Here is a 16,802-nt window from a genome sequence, read left to right as displayed (position 1 = left end):
CCTCCGTCACCACGCGATCGCGTACAGCGAGCCGAACGCGTTGTCGAGCGCTTTGCGCACAGCCGGCGAGTGCTGGTAGATCGAGATGAACTTGCGGATGCGCGGATCGTTCGCGCTTTCGGGCCGCACGACCCACTGGATCGCGAAGTTCTTGTTCTCGGTGCCGTCGAACAGCAGCGCGCTGTTCGGATCGGTCGTGCCGGCGAGCTTGATGAAGCTCGGGTAGCCCTGCGCGAGATCGACGTCGTCGAGCGACCGCGCGAGCTGCGACGCTTCGAGCGGGATGATCTTCAGGTGCTTCGGATTGGCGACGATGTCGTGCGTGGTCGCGCGGTAGTCGGCGCCCGGCGTCAGCGTGATCAGCCCCGCGCGTTGCAGCAGCAACAGCCCGCGCCCGCCGTTGACGGGATCGTTCGCGATCGCGACGCGCGCGCCGTCCTTCAGCTCGGCGAAGCTTTTCACCTTCTTCGAATAGAGACCGATCTTCATGATCGTGCCGGGCGCGATCGAGATGAAGTTGTAGCCGCCCTGCTTCTTCGCGTTCTCGAGAAACGGGATGTGCTGGAAGTAGTTGACGTCGATGTCCTTGTTCGCGAGCGCGGCGTTCGGCGTATTCCAGTCGGTGAACTCGACGATCTTCACGTCGAGCCCCTGCTCCTTCGCCTCCTTCGCGGCGATCTTCAGCGCTTCGATCTGCGGGCTGGTCGAGATGCCGACCTTCAGCGGCGCGGTGTCGGCGCGCGCGCCGTTCAGCAGCACGGCGCCGAGCAGCGCGGCCATCAGCACGCGGGCCGCACGGCCGGCGGAAAAGCGGGCGGTAAAAACGGGATGCAGCATGGAACCACTCTCCTGTCCAAAGACGGTATCGATGGATGAGCGGCACCGCGGCGAACGCACGGGCGTTCTCCGGACAGTCGTCGTCGCATCGGAAATAGATCAGGCGATGATAGAGAGCGGCGGGAAGGCGGTCTACGAAGCGATTGTGCGAAGAAAATCGCACGCGGCGATATGGCGGGCGGCCAGGCTCGGTCGCGGGCCCGGCCGACCGCCGAACCGGGTGCCCGGCCGACCCTCTGGCCGAAATCTCGGCCTGGGCGCCGGACGAATTCCGAAATCTCGGCCAGCCTGCCGGCCAACCCTTTCGGCAGACGAAACAAATCCCTTATGAATCAAGGCATTGAAAATATTCCGGCCGGCCGGAATTCTGGCACGGGGGTTGCGTAATAGACGGCACACGATGCCGCGAAGCAATGCAGGCATTCCAAACATCAGGAGACACGTCTTGCAGACCTCTATCCATACCCCGTCCCATCCCGAGCCGATTGCCGAAGCCGGCCCCGCCACGCGCGAGCGCTTCTGGCCGGAAGGCTGGTGGAAGCTGATGGAAATCCGCATCGGCATCATTCCGCTGCCGGTCTACGTGATCCTGTTCGCGCTGATCGTCGGCTTCGCGGTGACGGGCAAGGTGCCCGGCGAGATCTCGATGGCGATCGCCGTGCTCGCGTTCTTCGGCTTCACCTGCGCCGAACTCGGCAAGCGCCTGCCGCTCTTGCGCAACATCGGCGCGGCCGCGATCTTCGCGACCTTCGTGCCGTCGGCGCTCACGTACTACCACGTGCTGCCGAAGCCGGTGCTGAACCTGACGGTCGAATTCACGAAGTCGACCAACTTCCTGTACCTGTTCATCGCGTCGATCATCGTCGGCAGCATCCTGAGCATGGATCGCCGCGTGCTGATCCAGGGCTTCGTGAAAATCTTCATCCCGCTCGCGGCCGGCTCGGTCGCCGCAGCGATCGTCGGTACGGCGGTCGGTACCGCGCTCGGCCTCGGCGCACGCCACACGCTGCTGTACATCGTCGTGCCGATCATGGCCGGCGGCGTCGGCGAAGGCGCGATTCCGCTGTCGATCGGCTATTCGGAACTGATGCACCTGCCGCAGGGCGAGATGTTCGCGATGGTGCTGCCGCCGGTGATGCTCGGCAGCCTGACCGCGATCATCCTGTCGGGCGCGCTCGACATGCTCGGCAAGCGCCTGCCGCACCTGACCGGCAACGGCCGCCTGCAGGTCGGCGAGAGCGGCGACATGACGCCGGAGAACGAAGAGATCCGCGGCCACGTCGACGTCACGCACATCGCGGGCGCCGGCATCACCGCGATCACGCTGTACCTGGTCGGCCTGATGGCGCACAAGCTGTTCGGCCTGCCCGCGCCGGTCGCGATGCTGTTCCTCGCGGTGCTGGTGAAGCTCGCACGCGCCGTGTCGCCGCCGCTGCAGGAAGGCGCATTCGTCGTCTACAAGTTCTTCTCGACCGCCGTCACGTATCCGCTGCTGTTCGCGATCGGCGTCGCGATGACGCCGTGGGACAAGCTGACCGCCGCGTTCACGATCGTCAACGTGGTCACGATCGTGTCGACCGTCGCGACGCTGATGGGCACCGGTTTCGTGGTCGGCCGCCTGCTGAAGATGTACCCTATCGACACCGCAATCGTGAACGCCTGCCACAGCGGGCAAGGCGGCACCGGCGACGTCGCGATCCTGACCGCCGCGAACCGGATGCAGCTGATGCCGTTCGCGCAGATCGCCACGCGCATCGGCGGCGCGATCGTCGTCACGGTGACGCTGATCCTGGTCGCGCACTTCGGATGATGCGCGGCCGCGCGCACCGTCGCGCAGGCTGCTTCGCACGCGCCGCCGCCGGCCTTGCCGGCGCGCGGCGCGCGTCGTTCCGGCTCACGGTTGCGGCGGACCGATAGCAGGCATCGACGAGGGTGAACGTGCAGAAAGGCTTCAAGGGAATCCCGTGGTGGGGCTGGGCATCGGCCGCCGTGCTGTATGTCGGCGTGGCCGGCGCGGCCGTCGATTTCGCATGGGAACGCGCGATCGACGCACTCGAGGAAGCCGGCGCGCACCGGCTCGACCTGTATGCGTCGAGCCTGAAAAGCGAGCTCGGCCGCTTCGAGATCCTGCCCGGCCTGGTCGCGCGGCAGGACGGCGTGCGTGCGATGCTGAAAGCCGCGCCGAACGAAGCGCCCGCGCTCGTGCATGCGGTGAACACCTATCTCGAAGCCGTGAACCGCGACGCGGGCAGCGGCGCGGTCGACGTGATCGATCTGCAAGGCGACGTGATCGCCGCCAGCAACTGGAACGAGACGATCAGCTTCGTCGGCACCAACGTGTCGTACCGGCCGTACTTCAAGGACGCGCTCGCGCGCGGCAGCGGCCGCTTCTTCGGGATCGGCACCAACACGGGCGTGCCGGGCGTCTACTTCGCGAGCGCGGTGCGCGACGACGGCGTGCCGATCGGCGTGGCCGCCGTGAAGATCAGCGTCGATCCGCTCGAATCGGCATGGCGCGCGCCGGGCGTCGCCGCGATGGTCGTCGACAGCAACGGCGTGGTCGTGATCTCGACCGAGCCCGCGTGGAAATTCACCTCGCTGCGCCCGATCACCGCGCAGCAGCAGCGCGACATCCAGGCATCGCGCCAATATGCAGGCCGCACCGTCGATGCATTGCAGTACCGCCGCATCGGCGACCGCAGCTCGGCCGCGTGGTTCGGCACCTTCCCCGATCCGCGCCGCACCGGCCGCACCACGCGCTATCTCGTGATGTCGCGCCCTGCGCCGCAGGCCGGCGATTCGCTGATGGTGCTGCTCGACATCGCGGGTGCGCGGCGCCAGCAGCAGACGGCCTTCGTGTTCGTCACCGGCGCGTTCCTGATCGCCGCGCTGCTGGCCGGCTACGCGATCCAGCGGCGCCGGGCGATCGTCGCGCGGCTCAACGCGCAGGACGCGCTGCGCCGTGCGAACGACCGGCTCGAACTGACCGTCGCGCAGCGCACGGCCGCGCTGACGGCAACCAACGAGCGGATGCAGCGCGAGATCGTCGAGCGCGAGCGCACCGAGCAGCGGCTGCGCGCGTCGCAGCAGGAAGTCGTGCATGCGGGCAAGCTCGCGGTGCTCGGGCAGATGGCCGCCGGCCTCACGCACGAGCTGAACCAGCCGCTCGTCGCGATCCGCACGCTGTGCGACAACGCGCGCACGTTCTTCGAGCGCGGCCAGCCGGCGCCGGCGCTCGCGAACCTCGAACGGATCGGCAAGCTGGTCGACGGCATGGCCGTGCTCACCGGCGAGCTGAAGACCTTCGCGCGCAAGCCCGACGTCGAGCGCGTCGCGGTGTCGCTGAACGAGGCTGTCGCGCATGCGCGGCTGATCTACGATGCGCGGATCCGCGACGAAGGCGTGCGGCTCGACGTGAACATCGCGCCCGGCACGACGGTGTCGGCCGAATCGAGCCAGTTGCAGCAAGTGATCGTGAACCTGCTCGGCAATGCGCTCGACGCGGTGCACGACGCGCCGGTGCGCCGCATCGTCATCGAAGCCAGCGGGCCGGACGATGCCGGCCGCGTGCGCTTCACGGTGGCCGACAGCGGCGCCGGCATTGCGCCCGACGTACTGCCGCACCTGTTCGAGCCGTTCGTCACGACCAAGCCGCGCGGCCAGGGCCTCGGGCTCGGCCTGGCGATCACGTCGCGCATCGTCGAGGCGTTCGGCGCGAAGATCGACGCGACGAACCGCGACGAGGGCGGCGCGCAGTTCAGTATCGAATTCGCGGCGGCGACGCCGCAACAGAGGATAGAGCATGGAAGATGAGATTCGCGTGCTGGTCGTCGAGGACGATGAAAACGTCCGGATCGGCGTCGAGCAGGCCGTCGCGCTCGCCGGGTTCCCGGTCGACGCATTCGCGTCCGCTGCCGACGCGCTCGCGCACGTCGCACCCGGCGCGCCGGTGGTGATCGTGTCGGACGTGCGGATGCCGGGCATCGACGGGCTGCAGCTGCTCGATCGCGTGATGGCCATCGATGCGCAGATCCCGGTCGTGCTGATCAGCGGCCACGCGGACATCTCGACGGCCGTCGGCGCGATGCAGGTCGGCGCATACGACTTCATCGAGAAGCCGTTTTCGTCGGACGTGATCGCCGGCCGCGTCGCGCGCGCGGTCGAGAAGCGCCGCCTGACGCTCGAGGTGCAGGGGCTGCGCGCGGCGCTGAACAACTGGCAGGGCATCGAGGCGTTCGTGCTCGGCAAGTCGCCCGCGATGGCCGACGTGCGCAAGAAGATCCTGCGCCTCGCCGATACGTCGGTGTCGGTGCTGATCACCGGTGAAACGGGCACCGGCAAGGAGCTGATCGCGCGCAGCCTGCACGACTTCGGCGGCCGGCGCGACGCGCATTTCGTCGCGCTGAACTGCGGCGGCCTGCCCGAGCAGATCTTCGAGAGCGAACTGTTCGGTCATGAAGCCGGCGCGTTCACCGGCGCGATCAAGAAGCGCATCGGCAAGATCGAATGGGCGGACGGCGGCACGCTGTTCCTCGACGAGATCGAGACGATGCCGGTTGCGCTGCAGATCAAGATGCTGCGCGTGCTGCAGGAGCGCGTGGTCGAGCGGCTCGGCGCGAACGAGCTGATTCCGGTCGACTGCCGCGTGGTCGCCGCGTCGAAGGCCGATCTCGCCGAACTCGCGGCCGACGGGCGCTTTCGTGCGGATCTGCTGTATCGCCTCAACGTCGCGCAGATCGAGCTGCCGCCGCTGCGCGAGCGGCGCGAGGACGTGCCGCTGCTGTTCGAGCACTTCGTGCTCGCGGCCGCGCGGCGCTTCGGGCAACCGGCGCCGGTCGTCACGGCTGCGCAGGTATCCGAACTGATGACGCATGCATGGCCCGGCAACGTGCGCGAGCTGCAGAACGTGGCCGACCGCTTCGTGCTGGGGCTGACCGGCGACAGCCTGCTGTCATCCGGCGAAGCGCCGACCGTCGGCGACACGCTCGCGGAACAGCTCGCGTACTTCGAACGGATGCTGATCGAGGACATGCTGCAGCGTCACAACGGCAACGTTGCGGACGCAAGCGTCGCGCTCGGCATGCCGAAGAAGACGCTCTATCACAAGCTGCGCAACCTGCGGATCCCCGCGCGCGGCGATGCGGCGGCCGACGGCGGCGAATGACGCGAACGAGGATACGCAGAACAGCATGGATCGCATCGAAGTCACCGAACACGGCCGCATCGCCGGCCACCTGATCCGCGGCGTCACCCGCGCGCAGAAGACCTTCCGCCCCAGCGACTGGCCCGAGCGCCTCGCGGGCGTCATCACGCTGTTCGTCGGCGAACGGCGGCCAGGCTATCCGTGCGCACTGTCGCGGCTCGCGATGCCCGTCGTCGACGGCAACGTCAAATGCCTGTTCGTGTCGGACGAATTGCGCACCGTGTGCGCGGATGCATTCGACTTCGCGATGCAGTTCGCCGCCGACAACGATCTCCCCGTCGAGCTTCAGACCGCACCCGCATTGACGGTGCGCTGACGCGCGCCCCCTTTTCCGCTGCAAAGGCGCGTGCGCGCAGGCCGCCGCACGCCCTTTCAGCGGCGAAATGAATCGTCAGACGATTGAAGGCTTCGACACATGTCCACGCTCCGACAAGGGTTTCCGGCGCAGCCATCAAAAAAATTGATCGTCACGATGAAAATTATGCGTTTTCCTTGCAGGTCGCCGTGATGCATAGTTGCGTCGTGTTGACGCACCTTTGAGTCTTTCAGTCATGAACATGCGAATCGAGCCGTCCGTGCTCGCGAACCCCGACCTGCAATTTGCGACGCTTTCGTCAGGCATCAGCCTGCCGTATGTCGAGCGGGGCAGCGGTGCGCCGATGGTGTTCGTGCACGGCTCGCTGTGCGACTACCGCTACTGGGATCCGCAACTCGCTGCGCTGTCGGCCCACTACCGCTGCATCGCGCCGAGCCTGAGCCATTACTGGCCGGCCGTCGAGGCGGGCATCCAGGACGAGTTCAGCTGGCAGAACCACGTCGACGAGCTCGCCGAATTCATCGATGCGCTCGATCTCGGCGCCGTGCACCTGGTCGGCCATTCGCGCGGCGGCAGCGTCGCGTTCAACGTCGCACGCCAGCATCCGCACCTCGTCGAGTCGCTGACGCTCGCCGATCCGGGCGGCCCGCTGCAACAGCCGGGCGTGCGCGAAGCCGCACTGCCGGCCGCCGCACTCGCACTGCGCACGAAGGCCGTGAACCTGATCGATCAAGGCGACGTCGAAGCCGGCCTCGAGATGTTCGTCGATTCCGTGAGCCTGCCGGGCGCGTGGAAGAAGAGCACGTCGCGCTTCCGCACGATGGCGATCGACAATGCAAGCACGCTGCCGAAGCAGCTGCGCGACCCGCTGCCCGCGTACTCCCAGCACACGGCCGGCGACATCGCATGCCGCACGCTGCTGATCGACGGCCAGCGCAGCCCGAAGATGTTCCGCAACAACGTCGATACGCTGTCGCAGTGGATCGGCAACGCGCAACGGCAGACCGTCGCCGGCGCGTCGCACGGGATGAATGCCGCGAGCCCTGCCGTGTTCAACCGCTACGTGCACGAGTTCATCGCCGCGTAACGTCGCGGGCGGCCTGCGCGCCGCCCGTCTTCCTCGCGGTTTTCATACGACTACCGAAACGAAACGACGCGGGTTGCCCGCGTCGGATCGTTTCGCATCCCTTTGCGTCATGCCACCGGCGCCGCCTTGCGCGTCACCGCATCCGGCAACCCGAACACGCTGTCGAACGCCCAGTTGTACGTGAACGTGAAGATCGGGAAGAACACGATCAGCACCGCGTCGTACAGGAACGCCTGCAGCAGCGACACGTCGAGCCACCACGCGATCAGCGGGATCAGGAACGTCACGAGCGCGACCTGAAACCCGATCGCATGCAAGACGCGCCGCCCGACGGTGCGCGTCGTTTCCGCACGCCGTCGCTCCCATGCCTCGAACCCCAGGTTGTACAGAAAATTGACGGTGACGCCCGTCGTCGAGATCATCACGCCGAGCAGCCCGCTCGTCGCCGCGCTCGCGCCGCTGAGCATGCCGAGCACCGACGACGCGACGAGGATGCCGAGCACCTCGAACATCACGACGTAGACTATGCGCCTCTTCCATCCTTGCATGACCGACCACCTTCGTTTCGAACAAGGTGGCGAGACTACAGCGGGCCTGGCGTCCGCAAAAGTCAGGTCCTTTCAATTTTTCTGACAGGAGGCGGCTGACCATGCTGACCAGCGATCACATCGACATGCTGCTGACCGTCATCGACAAAGGCTCGTTCTCGGCTGCCGCGCGTGCGCTCGGCCGTACGCCGTCGGCGGTCAGCATGGCGATCGCGAACCTCGAGGCCGAACTCGACCTCGTGCTGTTCGACCGCGGCACGCGCGAGCCGACGCCGACCGCCGCAATGGCCGCGCTGCTGCCCGACGCACGCTCGATCGCCGAACGGCTGCATGCGCTGCGTGCGCATGCGCAGCACCTGTCGGAAGGTGTCGAGGACACGCTGCGGCTCGGGCTCGCGGCCGAACTCGACGGCGCGCCGGTCGCCCGCGCGCTCACGGCCGTGGCCGCGAAATATCCGGCGCTCGCGATCAGCATCGTCACGGCGCCGCAGGATGCGATCGTCGATGCGCTGCATCGCGGCGCCGTCGACCTTTGCGTCGCGTTCGGCGGGCTCGATCTGCATCCGCAGGAACAGATTCATGCGTTGTGGACCGAGACGCTCGTCGCGGTCGCCGCGCCGAGCCATCCGGCCATCGCCGAATGCGCGCAACCCGAGGCGATCGAGCGACTGTCGGGCTTCCGGCAGATCGTGATCGCCGATCCCGAACGGCCGTTGACCGACGTGCGGCCGTTGATCGGCAACCGCACGTGGAAAGCGACCGACATGGCGACCGCGATCGCACTCGTGAAGGCCGGGCATGGCTGGGCGAACTTGCCAGAGTCGATGATCGGCCCCTACGTCGCCGACGGCGAACTCGCGCCGCTCGTGTTCGCGAACATCCGCAACGGGCTGTCGTTGCCCGTGTTTTTGCGGCGGCTGAAACATGCCGGGATCGGCAAGGCCGCCGGGGAACTCGTGCGGGCGCTCCGCGCTGAAGGCGGCCGGCATTGAGCGGTGCGGCGATGGAATCGCCGCACCGTCCGTCAACGCGCGACGGCTTGACCGTTAGTTGCGGTCACTGCGCCGCCGCGCTCTGGATGGAATCGACCAGCGCTGCGTTGTCGTAACGTCGTCCGGCGATACCCCATCCGCCGTCGACCGCGTGAACGACGTTGACCCAGACCTGCCTGGGCGCGAGTCGTCCACCCGCGCGGCGCAACACGATCTCGGTCGCCCGTTCGACGAATTGCCGCTGCGTGTCGGGCGCGGCGAGCGCGACTGCCGGCAGCTTCAACTCGACGAATGCTGCCGGCTCCGCACGGCCCTGCACGAAGGTCCGGTCGCGCGGCAGCACGTTGAGCGTGCCGATCACGTTCGGCGCCAGGAATGCGTTCCCGGTCAGGCCTTCGACATCCAGCAGCGCATCGGTCAGTTCGGCAAACACCGGCCCTTCGTCTTCCTGCGTGAAAACTCCTTCGGATACTGTCAGCGTAATCGGCATCGCACTTTCTCCAGGTCAGGTCATCAGAAGTCATCGGAATCGTGACGTGATATAAATACCAGTCACTCTCTATACATTAGACACTGATCGCTCTCTATGCAAGTGATAAAGAGCGATCGCTCTGAAGCGAGCCTGTCATGCGTTATTCCGCCGAGCACAAGAACGAAACCCGCACGCGCATCCTCGAAGCCGCGAGCCGCCTGTTCCGCCAGGAGGGCTATGGCGGCTCCGGCATCGGTCCGCTGACGAAAGCGGCGGGCGTCACCAACGGCGCGTTCTACGGACATTTCAAATCCAAGGGCGAAGCATTCCGCCAGATCGTGCTCGACGGCCTCGACCAGCTCCGGCAAGGCGTCGCGGCATTCAAGGCCGAGCATGGCGCGCGCTGGCGGCGCCCGTTCGTGTCGTTCTACCTGGGGCCGCGGCGCACCTGCGCGCTCGGCGAAAGCTGTGCGCTGCCGAGCCTGTCGCCCGAAGTGATGCGCGCCGACGACGATACGCGCGATGCGTATGAACAGGCGTTGCGGCAGATCGTCGACGAAGTGTCGTCCGGGCTCGGCGACACGCCCGACGACGATCGCGCGATCGCATTCCTCGCGCTGCTGTCGGGCGGCGTCACGCTCGCGCGTGCGGTGCGCGATCCCGAACTCGCGCAGCGCATCGCCGATGCGGTCGGGCGTTACGCAGTGGTGATCGCCGAACGCACCGACGTACGGCCCGAGCAGCAGGCGTGACGGACGGCCAATGGAAAGGGGCTTCGGGGATTTTCGGGGACGTCGCTTTCCGACCCGTTGCAGCCGGTCGAGCAGCCTCTGCTCCAAGGGTAGGTATCGGAGTGGAAGGTCGTTCCGTGCCGTCGCCTTGGGGGTAAGCCATCGGCCTCTGCGGACACTTGGACCCGTGAGTTGGTGAGGCGGCTTGGCTGCCCGCGCGGGCAGCTTTTGCGCTCATGCAGCGGCCTCGCGCATGAGTCGTCCGCGCGTCGTCCGCAGATTGCTTGGAGCGAACAGCGTGTGCAATTCTGCGGGTTCTTCATCAAGCCGCGATAGCGCACCTTCAGATGCCACCGTGCGCGGCGATGAACATGGCGACGGCCGACCGGCAATAGGACTCGATTTCGTTGTCGTCAGTTGCCCTCGCCTCATCGAAGCGTGCGATAAGCAGCAGATCGCATCCTTTGAATAGCGCGCCAAACAAGCGGGCGGACCGGCGAGCATCGGGTACGTTCAGAATCGCTTTCGCGTGCAACTGACGCAACACGGCCTCGATTTGGGCGATGACATGGGCAGGCCCGGCTTCGTAATGGAGCTTGCTCAACGACCTTTGATTCGTCTTGTCGGCCAAAACCATGGCTTCGACACTGCGGACGTCCGGGCTCAAAAGCGTGCGAAGCAGGGATGATCCCACCGCCATGAGCTGATCTTCGGCCGAACCGTCGACGCTTTCAGAAAGGGCCTGGGGTGCAAATTGATGGCAGTGGGCCGCCATGGCCGCGCTGAACAGCGCCTCCTTGTTCTCGAAGTGCCGATAGATGCTGAGCTTGGATATCTTCGCCCGCTGCGCGACCTTGTCCATGGTCGTCGCTTGAAAACCCAATTCCACAAAGAGTTCGCAGGCAGCGTCGACGATCGTTTGGCGAAGCGCTTCGTTGGCGGGCCGGCCGCGCCGGCCCTGGCTATTTTCGGTCACGACAATTCCAGTACTTGACAGTATTCAAATTCACGCATTACGATACCATTCAGTATCGCAATCTGCAAGCCAAGGGCAGGTTTCCCCCGAGCCGTCCGGCGATATCGAGCGGCATTGCCGGGCTGGTCAAGACAGCCATGGGCAACTTTCTTGCCAATGTCGAAGCCGTGCTCGCTGACCGTCTCAAACGCGTATCGCCAGACGACGTTGCACACCACGCCCAGCCCAACCTTCCATCCACAACACGAAGCCCATCACCATGAATGACGTCATCATCATCGGCGGCAGCTTTGCCGGCCTCGCCGCCGCGCTGCAGCTCGGCCGCGCCCGCCGCAAGGTCACCGTTCTCGATACCGGCCGGCCGCGTAACCGCTTTGCCAGGCACTCGCATGGCCTGCTCGGCCACGATCACAAGCCGCCGCTGGACATCCTAGTCGAGGCACGGCAGCAACTGGCGCGCTATCCAACGATCAGCCTCGTCGATGCCCGGGCCGAGAGCGTGTCGGGCGCCATCGACGACTTCTGCGTCGTCACTGACGATCACGAAAGCCTGAGGGCGCGCCGCGTGATCCTGAGCTATGGTGTCGTCGACCAGATGCCTGATGTTCCGGGCTTTGCCGAAAGCTGGGGCACGTCCATCGTGCCCTGCCCCTATTGCGACGGCTTTGAGGTCGCCGGCCAGCATTGGGGCCTCGTCTGGTCCAGCCCGCAGTCGCACCAGTCTGCCAGGCTGTTCCGCGATTGGACTGACAAGTTGACTGTCTTCGCCGATGGTCATGACATTGCGCCCGATATCCAGGCCGATCTGGCGCGCCGCAACATACCTGTCGTCGATGGCCGGATCGTCGAGATCGCCCATCACAACGGCCATATCGCCACCGTCAATCTCGATACCGGCAGCAATGTCGCGGTCGACGTCCTGTTCGCCCAGCCGCGCAACAGGCCGTCCGCAAGCCTGCATGAATCGCTGGGCCTCGCCACGGTCGATACGCCCACCGGCATCGTCCTCAAAGTCGACGAGCGCCGCCAAACCAGCATGCCCGGCATCTACGCCGCTGGCGACCTCGCCACGCCCTTCTTGCCCTCGGTCACCCAGGCTTCATCGCAGGGCGCGATGGCGGGTATCTTCGCCCAGCAGTCGATGGTGGTTTGAGCGCACAGATCCCTGCTCTCGTTGCGTCGTCGCCTTCGAAAAGGTTGGCGTAGATCGCCGCGGCGAAAGGCGGATCGTCGAGTCAAGGAGATGACATGGCAAAGCAGAGTGCTGATCAGGTGGGTGACTGGAATGGTCAAAGCGGGGAGCGCTGGGTCGCCAACCAGGCCCGGCTCGACGCTCTGGTGGCGGTGTTCGGCCAGGCCGCGATCGAAGCCGCCGCGCCCGCGACGGGTGAACGCGTGCTGGACATCGGCTGCGGCGCGGGTGCGTCGAGTCTGGCTCTGGCCGCTCGCGTCGGCGCAGGGGGCCAAGTGCTGGGCGTGGACATATCCGAATCGCTGATCGATCGAGCGCGCGCGCTTGCGCGCCACGATACGCCGGCCCTGTTTCAGGTGGCCGACGCCAGCAGCGCAGAGCTGCCCGAAGGCGCGTTCGACATTCTGTTCTCGCGTTTCGGCGTGATGTTTTTCCCCGATCCGACAGCGGCGTTCGCCCATATGCGACACGCGCTCCGGCCGGGCGGCCGGGTCGCTTTCGTCTGCTGGCGCGGTGCGGCCGAGAACGATTGGATGCGACTGCCGGTGGGCGCGCTCAAGGACATCGTCCCGCCGAGCGCGCTACCCGATCCCGAAGCGCCCGGCCCGTTTTCGTTGGGCGACCGGGAGCACGTGGCGCGCATCCTGACGGCGGCCGGTTTCACCGAAATCGTTATCTCGCCCTTCGACGCGGCCGTCCCATTCGGCGAGGGCGAAACGCGGGACGCCGCGATCGACGACGCAGTGAGGATGACGCTCGAGGTCGGCCCGCTGTCGCGTGCGCTCGCTGGTCAGCCCGACGACATCCGCGCCCGTGCCGCAGCCGCAGTTCGTGCCGCCTTCGCGAGCCTCCCCGGCGAGGGGGCGGTGATGATCAACGGCGCGGCGTGGGTCGTCATGGCACGAAATCCGGCAAGCTGACAGGGATTGACAAGGGAGACGCCTCCGCTTGATAGAGCTGGGCGTCGTTGGCCGCTCGGATTGATGTCCCGGCTGGCCGCTGAACGAGCGCTCGTCTTGCAACAACCAGATGGCCGGTTGCGAAGCAGAGCCGACGCCTGAGCGGCCTGCAGGCGGCGCATGTGACCGGCAGTTTGTGGCCGGATGCCGCCCAATGCGTTCGGCTGTCGCCGCCACCCGGCTCGGTCACTTATCGGCACCTTGCTCGAAAAGTCAGCGGATAAGCTGTCCGGAAACCCGAGTCCACACCGCGCGAAGTCGTCGCGCGCGGTCCTCGAAGAGATATGAGGCCGCAAGCGTCAGGAGACCTGAAATTGCCCCCGTCACGATGTGCTCGACATACGGGATACGGTAGTGACTCGTATGTGAATATGCATCGCCCAACGCTGTCAGGACACCAACGACCAGCGCATTGCCGTATCGATGCGCGTAGAGCTTCCCCACAGGTGTGAAAGTCAAAAGTACGGCCAGGAGTCCGGTCAGCAGACCCGTATGAAATGCGATGGTCCAGTGGGCAAGGCTCGCGATATTTCCCCAACTCCCCGGCATGCACGTCATGCACGCACTGGTCGGCTGCCAGAAACGCTGGACAAACAGTCTGACGCGATGCTTCCACTCGGTTGACATGATGTGTTCCCATCAACGCCGTCGTCGCGGATGGGTCCGCTGTGCCCCGTCGAGTCCGGGCAATAACGACATGGGGAGATACTACTCCACGAATGGGCGGCAGCCATGTAGACAGAGACCGGAATTCAACGCTTGCGTCTATCGGCACGGGCCCGTCCGCGACGCGCGTCGAACGAGTCGCCTGCGCGCGATGTCGACGGCCGGCACCCTGCAGAACCACTCGACTTTCCTCCCAGCGAACGTTCGCGCAACAGTGCAACGCACCACGGCCGAATGAGCCGGCTTAGAATCGAATTTTCCATTTCGCTCGAGTATCCGATGCTCACAGCGCGCCCACTTGTCAGCGAATCCGCTAGCGACCGCGCAAACGTCTTGCGTATCTTCACTGAGGCGCCTTCGTACACGGAACTCGTGGCAGGCCGATTGCCGTCCACGAAAGACGTCGACGACTTCTTCTTCGGCAAGCCAGTGGACACGGAAGCAGCACAAAAATCAGTCTTCGGATTCTTTGTCGAACGGGAGATGATCGGCTGCGCAGACGTGATCCGTTCGTATCCAACGGACGACTGCATATGGATTGGCCTGATGCTTCTCACCGAAGCGAATCAGGGTCGAGGCTATGGAAAGGCAGCTTTAAGGCTGTTGATCGAAATGGCAAGCGAGTGCGGCCATCGCGCCATACAACTCGCGGTCGTTTCAACCAATCCTCGTGCATCTGCATTCTGGCAACGCGAAGGCTTCGAGGAGATTCGACGCGCGAGCAGTCCGGAATTTACCGGGGATCTGATCGTCATGCAGCGCCCAATGGGATAGTGAGTTCGATCATCGGCGTCGGACGTCAGGCACGCATACGGCCTCATGACCGACCCGCTCCGATACCACCGTAAATCGGCAAGCGAATTTGATCCACTCACCTAAATGCGCTGCGGAAGCGCTTTGGCAAAAAACTCCGTCACGCGACGCACTCGCGCCGGCACAAATCGACGTCTCGGCCAGACCAGGCTAACGTCCCTGACCTCGTTGATGAATCGATCGAGGATCGTGATCACTTCCGGATCCCGCAGTTCGCAGGCGAGCGACACCTTGGCGAACAAGCCGATTCCAACACCGGCCAGCACCCCGGCCCGAATCGTTTCGACACTGTTGGACGACAGATTTCCGCGGACCGGCACGATGTATGGGCCGTCGGGGCCGACGAAGGGCCAGTTCGCCAACTCGTTCAGGCCGCCATATACAAGGCAGTTGTGATCGATGAGGTCAGCTGGAGTCTCGGGTATTCCGTGTTGCTTGAAGTAGCTTCGCGAACCGACACACACGAGCGGCGTACTCGCCACGCGCTGGACAACCGCATCGGGATCGCTGACGGGCCCCACCCGAATCGCCAGATCGATCCGGTCCTCCACCATATCTCGTATGAAGTCCGAAAGAACAAGATCGACCTGCAGGCCGGGAACGAGTGACAGCAGTTCGGGGATGAGCGGAAGCACGTGCAGGCGTCCGAACGTAGCAGACGCGGCGATCCGGACCAGACCGGCTGTATCGAGCCTGCTGCTCGACATTTCGCAGTCGGCTTCATGGATTTCGTCGATGAGCGGCTTGGTCCGGTCGTAATATCGCTGCCCCTGGTCCGTCAGCGTGACGCTGCGTGTGCTTCGGTTGAACAGCGCCACGCCGAGGCGCTTTTCCAGCGCACCGATGGCCTTGCTGATGGCTGACTGCGATTCGCCGGTTCTACGTGCCGCAGCAGAAAACCCACCCGCTTCCACGACGGCCATGAAGGCGCTCATCTCATGGAACCGATCCATTGCGTTCCTCCCGCTCGACCCATTCTCGACAAGAATAGATCTTATGGGAAATCCGGGAATTATCGTCGGAAGCGATGACAAGTAACCTGCTCCTGTTCATTCACAAACGGAAGAAGGGTTCCATGTCCACGCTCGAAGGCAAAGTCGCCGTCATCAGCGGCGCAACCACAGGTATCGGTCTGGCGATTGCTCGGCGGTTCGTCGCCGAAGGCGCCCACGTTGTCATCTTTGGCCGCCGGCAGGCGCAGCTCGACGAGGCCGCCAGGCTGATCGGACGCAACGTCACCGCCATCCAGGCCGACGCCTCGAACCTCGACGACCTCGACCGGATCACTGCGGCAGTCCGCAAGGAAAAGGGAGTCGTCGACATCATCGTATCGAACGCAGGTTATACGGAGCAGGCTTCGATCGAGACCATCACGCCCGAACACTTCGACAAGGCGTTCAACCTCATGGCTCGCGGCCCCGTCTTTCTCGTGCAGAAACAACTGCCGATGATGACGCGGGGTGGTTCGATCGTCCTGGTTTCTTCAGCCATGCATGTCATGGGCATTCCCGGCCATACGGCCTATGCGGCAACCAAGGCGGCCCTGCGTTCCTATGCCCGCACCTGGACGGCGGAGTTCAAGGATCGCGGCATACGCGTCAACATGCTGAGCCCCGGTGTAACCGACACGCCGATCCTGGACGCCCAGGCGATGGGACGGGACGAACTGGTGAACATGTATCGGAGCATGGTCCCGCTCGGCCGGCTCGCACGCGCGGAGGAGATCGCCAACGCAGCGTTGTTCCTTGCGTCCGACCAGAGTTCCTATGTGACGGGCGCGGATCTGATGGCCGACGGTGGTATCGGCCAGGTTTGAGATCCGAATGTCGTCGACACGACCCGCATACGACGACCGCGCCAGCCGCATCCCGGAGTGTGTTGCATCGCCCGATTGAATCGCCGCCGATCACCGACGCTCCTCCCGGAAAATGCTCGATAACCCATAAAAAACCCCGGCATGCAGACCTGCGCCTGCATGCCGGGGTTTTTCGCTTCATGGCCGGCGAGCGA

General features: G+C 65.1%; 18 protein-coding genes. 12 read left to right on the top strand and 6 right to left on the bottom strand.

Going from position 1 to position 16,802, the window contains the following annotated elements; translation table 11 throughout:
* Window positions 1–6 precede the first annotated feature (6 nt).
* Window positions 7–837, bottom strand: a complete 831-nt coding sequence (locus DIE03_RS28385; protein ID WP_124455569.1) for a MetQ/NlpA family ABC transporter substrate-binding protein — start codon at window positions 835–837, stop codon at window positions 7–9.
* Window positions 838–1,282: 445 nt separating this feature from the next.
* Between DIE03_RS28385 and DIE03_RS28380 the strand changes: the two genes are divergently transcribed.
* The 5 genes from DIE03_RS28380 (at window position 1,283) to DIE03_RS28360 (ending at window position 7,443) form a co-directional block, all read left to right on the top strand.
* A complete protein-coding gene (locus DIE03_RS28380) occupies window positions 1,283–2,647 on the top strand; it encodes a 2-hydroxycarboxylate transporter family protein (protein ID WP_124455568.1) in 1,365 nt (454 codons plus the stop codon).
* 128 nt (window positions 2,648–2,775) lie between these two features.
* A complete protein-coding gene (locus DIE03_RS28375; protein ID WP_124455567.1) occupies window positions 2,776–4,650 on the top strand; it encodes an ATP-binding protein in 1,875 nt (624 codons plus the stop codon).
* Window positions 4,640–6,001 (top strand): sigma-54 dependent transcriptional regulator, encoded by a 1,362-nt coding sequence (locus tag DIE03_RS28370; protein WP_124455566.1) that lies wholly within the window; start codon window positions 4,640–4,642, stop codon window positions 5,999–6,001. Before DIE03_RS28375 ends, DIE03_RS28370 begins: the two co-directional genes overlap by 11 nt.
* 25 nt (window positions 6,002–6,026) lie before the next feature.
* Window positions 6,027–6,356, top strand: coding sequence for a DUF3579 domain-containing protein (locus tag DIE03_RS28365; RefSeq protein WP_124455565.1), 330 nt, complete (start codon window positions 6,027–6,029; stop codon window positions 6,354–6,356).
* A gap of 235 nt (window positions 6,357–6,591) precedes the next feature.
* The gene (locus tag DIE03_RS28360; protein WP_124455564.1) at window positions 6,592–7,443 is read left to right on the top strand and encodes an alpha/beta fold hydrolase; all 852 of its coding nucleotides are present in this window, start codon (window positions 6,592–6,594) and stop codon (window positions 7,441–7,443) included.
* A gap of 107 nt (window positions 7,444–7,550) precedes the next feature.
* Here the strand turns inward: DIE03_RS28360 and DIE03_RS28355 are convergent, their stop codons facing one another.
* Window positions 7,551–7,991 (bottom strand): PACE efflux transporter, encoded by a 441-nt coding sequence (locus tag DIE03_RS28355; RefSeq protein WP_124455563.1) that lies wholly within the window; start codon window positions 7,989–7,991, stop codon window positions 7,551–7,553.
* A gap of 101 nt (window positions 7,992–8,092) precedes the next feature.
* On the opposite strand from DIE03_RS28355, the gene DIE03_RS28350 reads away from it, so the two are divergent.
* A complete protein-coding gene (locus DIE03_RS28350) occupies window positions 8,093–8,983 on the top strand; it encodes a LysR family transcriptional regulator (RefSeq protein ID WP_124455562.1) in 891 nt (296 codons plus the stop codon).
* A 64-nt stretch (window positions 8,984–9,047) separates the two neighbouring features.
* Here DIE03_RS28350 and DIE03_RS28345 read toward each other — a convergent pair whose 3' ends face one another.
* Complete coding sequence (locus tag DIE03_RS28345; RefSeq protein ID WP_124455561.1) at window positions 9,048–9,473, bottom strand: Tautomerase enzyme; 426 nt, start codon at window positions 9,471–9,473, stop codon at window positions 9,048–9,050.
* 137 nt (window positions 9,474–9,610) lie between these two features.
* Between DIE03_RS28345 and DIE03_RS28340 the strand changes: the two genes are divergently transcribed.
* Window positions 9,611–10,207: a TetR/AcrR family transcriptional regulator gene (locus tag DIE03_RS28340; RefSeq protein ID WP_124455560.1), complete on the top strand. Its 597-nt coding sequence runs from the start codon at window positions 9,611–9,613 to the stop codon at window positions 10,205–10,207.
* A gap of 322 nt (window positions 10,208–10,529) precedes the next feature.
* On the opposite strand, the gene DIE03_RS28335 is transcribed toward DIE03_RS28340, so the two are convergent.
* Window positions 10,530–11,162, bottom strand: a complete 633-nt coding sequence (locus DIE03_RS28335; protein ID WP_124455559.1) for a TetR/AcrR family transcriptional regulator — start codon at window positions 11,160–11,162, stop codon at window positions 10,530–10,532.
* Window positions 11,163–11,176: 14 nt separating this feature from the next.
* Between DIE03_RS28335 and DIE03_RS28330 the strand changes: the two genes are divergently transcribed.
* The 3 genes from DIE03_RS28330 to DIE03_RS28320 all read left to right on the top strand — a co-directional run bounded on the left by DIE03_RS28330 (window position 11,177) and on the right by DIE03_RS28320 (window position 13,274).
* Window positions 11,177–11,425 carry a hypothetical protein gene (locus tag DIE03_RS28330; RefSeq protein ID WP_124455558.1) on the top strand — a complete coding sequence of 83 codons (249 nt, stop codon included), beginning with the start codon at window positions 11,177–11,179 and terminating at the stop codon, window positions 11,423–11,425.
* Window positions 11,422–12,315 (top strand): NAD(P)/FAD-dependent oxidoreductase, encoded by an 894-nt coding sequence (locus DIE03_RS28325; RefSeq protein WP_124455557.1) that lies wholly within the window; start codon window positions 11,422–11,424, stop codon window positions 12,313–12,315. Before DIE03_RS28330 ends, DIE03_RS28325 begins: the two co-directional genes overlap by 4 nt.
* A 95-nt stretch (window positions 12,316–12,410) precedes the next feature.
* Complete coding sequence (locus DIE03_RS28320) at window positions 12,411–13,274, top strand: class I SAM-dependent methyltransferase (protein WP_124455556.1); 864 nt, start codon at window positions 12,411–12,413, stop codon at window positions 13,272–13,274.
* Between the two features lie 252 nt (window positions 13,275–13,526).
* Here the strand turns inward: DIE03_RS28320 and DIE03_RS28315 are convergent, their stop codons facing one another.
* Complete coding sequence (locus DIE03_RS28315) at window positions 13,527–13,940, bottom strand: hypothetical protein (RefSeq protein WP_124455555.1); 414 nt, start codon at window positions 13,938–13,940, stop codon at window positions 13,527–13,529.
* 318 nt (window positions 13,941–14,258) lie between these two features.
* On the opposite strand from DIE03_RS28315, the gene DIE03_RS28310 reads away from it, so the two are divergent.
* Window positions 14,259–14,753: a GNAT family N-acetyltransferase gene (locus DIE03_RS28310; RefSeq protein WP_185658236.1), complete on the top strand. Its 495-nt coding sequence runs from the start codon at window positions 14,259–14,261 to the stop codon at window positions 14,751–14,753.
* 101 nt (window positions 14,754–14,854) lie between these two features.
* Here the strand turns inward: DIE03_RS28310 and DIE03_RS28305 are convergent, their stop codons facing one another.
* Window positions 14,855–15,745, bottom strand: coding sequence for a LysR family transcriptional regulator (locus DIE03_RS28305; RefSeq protein WP_124455553.1), 891 nt, complete (start codon window positions 15,743–15,745; stop codon window positions 14,855–14,857).
* 122 nt (window positions 15,746–15,867) lie between these two features.
* Here DIE03_RS28305 and DIE03_RS28300 point away from each other — a divergent pair, with 122 nt between their 5' ends.
* A complete protein-coding gene (locus DIE03_RS28300) occupies window positions 15,868–16,608 on the top strand; it encodes an SDR family NAD(P)-dependent oxidoreductase (RefSeq protein ID WP_124455552.1) in 741 nt (246 codons plus the stop codon).
* The last annotated feature ends 194 nt before the right edge of the window (window positions 16,609–16,802 follow it).

Origin of the sequence: Burkholderia sp. Bp8992 (genome assembly GCF_003853705.1) — a bacterium.
Taxonomy (GTDB): Bacteria; Pseudomonadota; Gammaproteobacteria; order Burkholderiales; family Burkholderiaceae; genus Burkholderia.
The sequence above is the reverse complement of the archived record's forward strand: the minus strand, read 5'-3'. Positions and strand labels throughout refer to the sequence as shown.

What these genes read in the sequence shown, in the direction of transcription:
- DIE03_RS28385 (WP_124455569.1), bottom strand. Translation starts at nt 837, where the DNA reads ATGCTGCATCCCGTTTTTACCGCCCGCTTTTCCGCCGGCCGTGCGGCC.
- DIE03_RS28370 (WP_124455566.1), top strand. Translation starts at nt 4,640, where the DNA reads ATGGAAGATGAGATTCGCGTGCTGGTCGTCGAGGACGATGAAAACGTC.
- DIE03_RS28365 (WP_124455565.1), top strand. Translation starts at nt 6,027, where the DNA reads ATGGATCGCATCGAAGTCACCGAACACGGCCGCATCGCCGGCCACCTG.
- DIE03_RS28360 (WP_124455564.1), top strand. Translation starts at nt 6,592, where the DNA reads ATGAACATGCGAATCGAGCCGTCCGTGCTCGCGAACCCCGACCTGCAA.
- DIE03_RS28355 (WP_124455563.1), bottom strand. Translation starts at nt 7,991, where the DNA reads ATGCAAGGATGGAAGAGGCGCATAGTCTACGTCGTGATGTTCGAGGTG.
- DIE03_RS28350 (WP_124455562.1), top strand. Translation starts at nt 8,093, where the DNA reads ATGCTGACCAGCGATCACATCGACATGCTGCTGACCGTCATCGACAAA.
- DIE03_RS28345 (WP_124455561.1), bottom strand. Translation starts at nt 9,473, where the DNA reads ATGCCGATTACGCTGACAGTATCCGAAGGAGTTTTCACGCAGGAAGAC.
- DIE03_RS28340 (WP_124455560.1), top strand. Translation starts at nt 9,611, where the DNA reads ATGCGTTATTCCGCCGAGCACAAGAACGAAACCCGCACGCGCATCCTC.
- DIE03_RS28325 (WP_124455557.1), top strand. Translation starts at nt 11,422, where the DNA reads ATGAATGACGTCATCATCATCGGCGGCAGCTTTGCCGGCCTCGCCGCC.
- DIE03_RS28320 (WP_124455556.1), top strand. Translation starts at nt 12,411, where the DNA reads ATGGCAAAGCAGAGTGCTGATCAGGTGGGTGACTGGAATGGTCAAAGC.
- DIE03_RS28315 (WP_124455555.1), bottom strand. Translation starts at nt 13,940, where the DNA reads ATGTCAACCGAGTGGAAGCATCGCGTCAGACTGTTTGTCCAGCGTTTC.
- DIE03_RS28310 (WP_185658236.1), top strand. Translation starts at nt 14,259, where the DNA reads ATGCTCACAGCGCGCCCACTTGTCAGCGAATCCGCTAGCGACCGCGCA.
- DIE03_RS28305 (WP_124455553.1), bottom strand. Translation starts at nt 15,745, where the DNA reads ATGGATCGGTTCCATGAGATGAGCGCCTTCATGGCCGTCGTGGAAGCG.
- DIE03_RS28300 (WP_124455552.1), top strand. Translation starts at nt 15,868, where the DNA reads ATGTCCACGCTCGAAGGCAAAGTCGCCGTCATCAGCGGCGCAACCACA.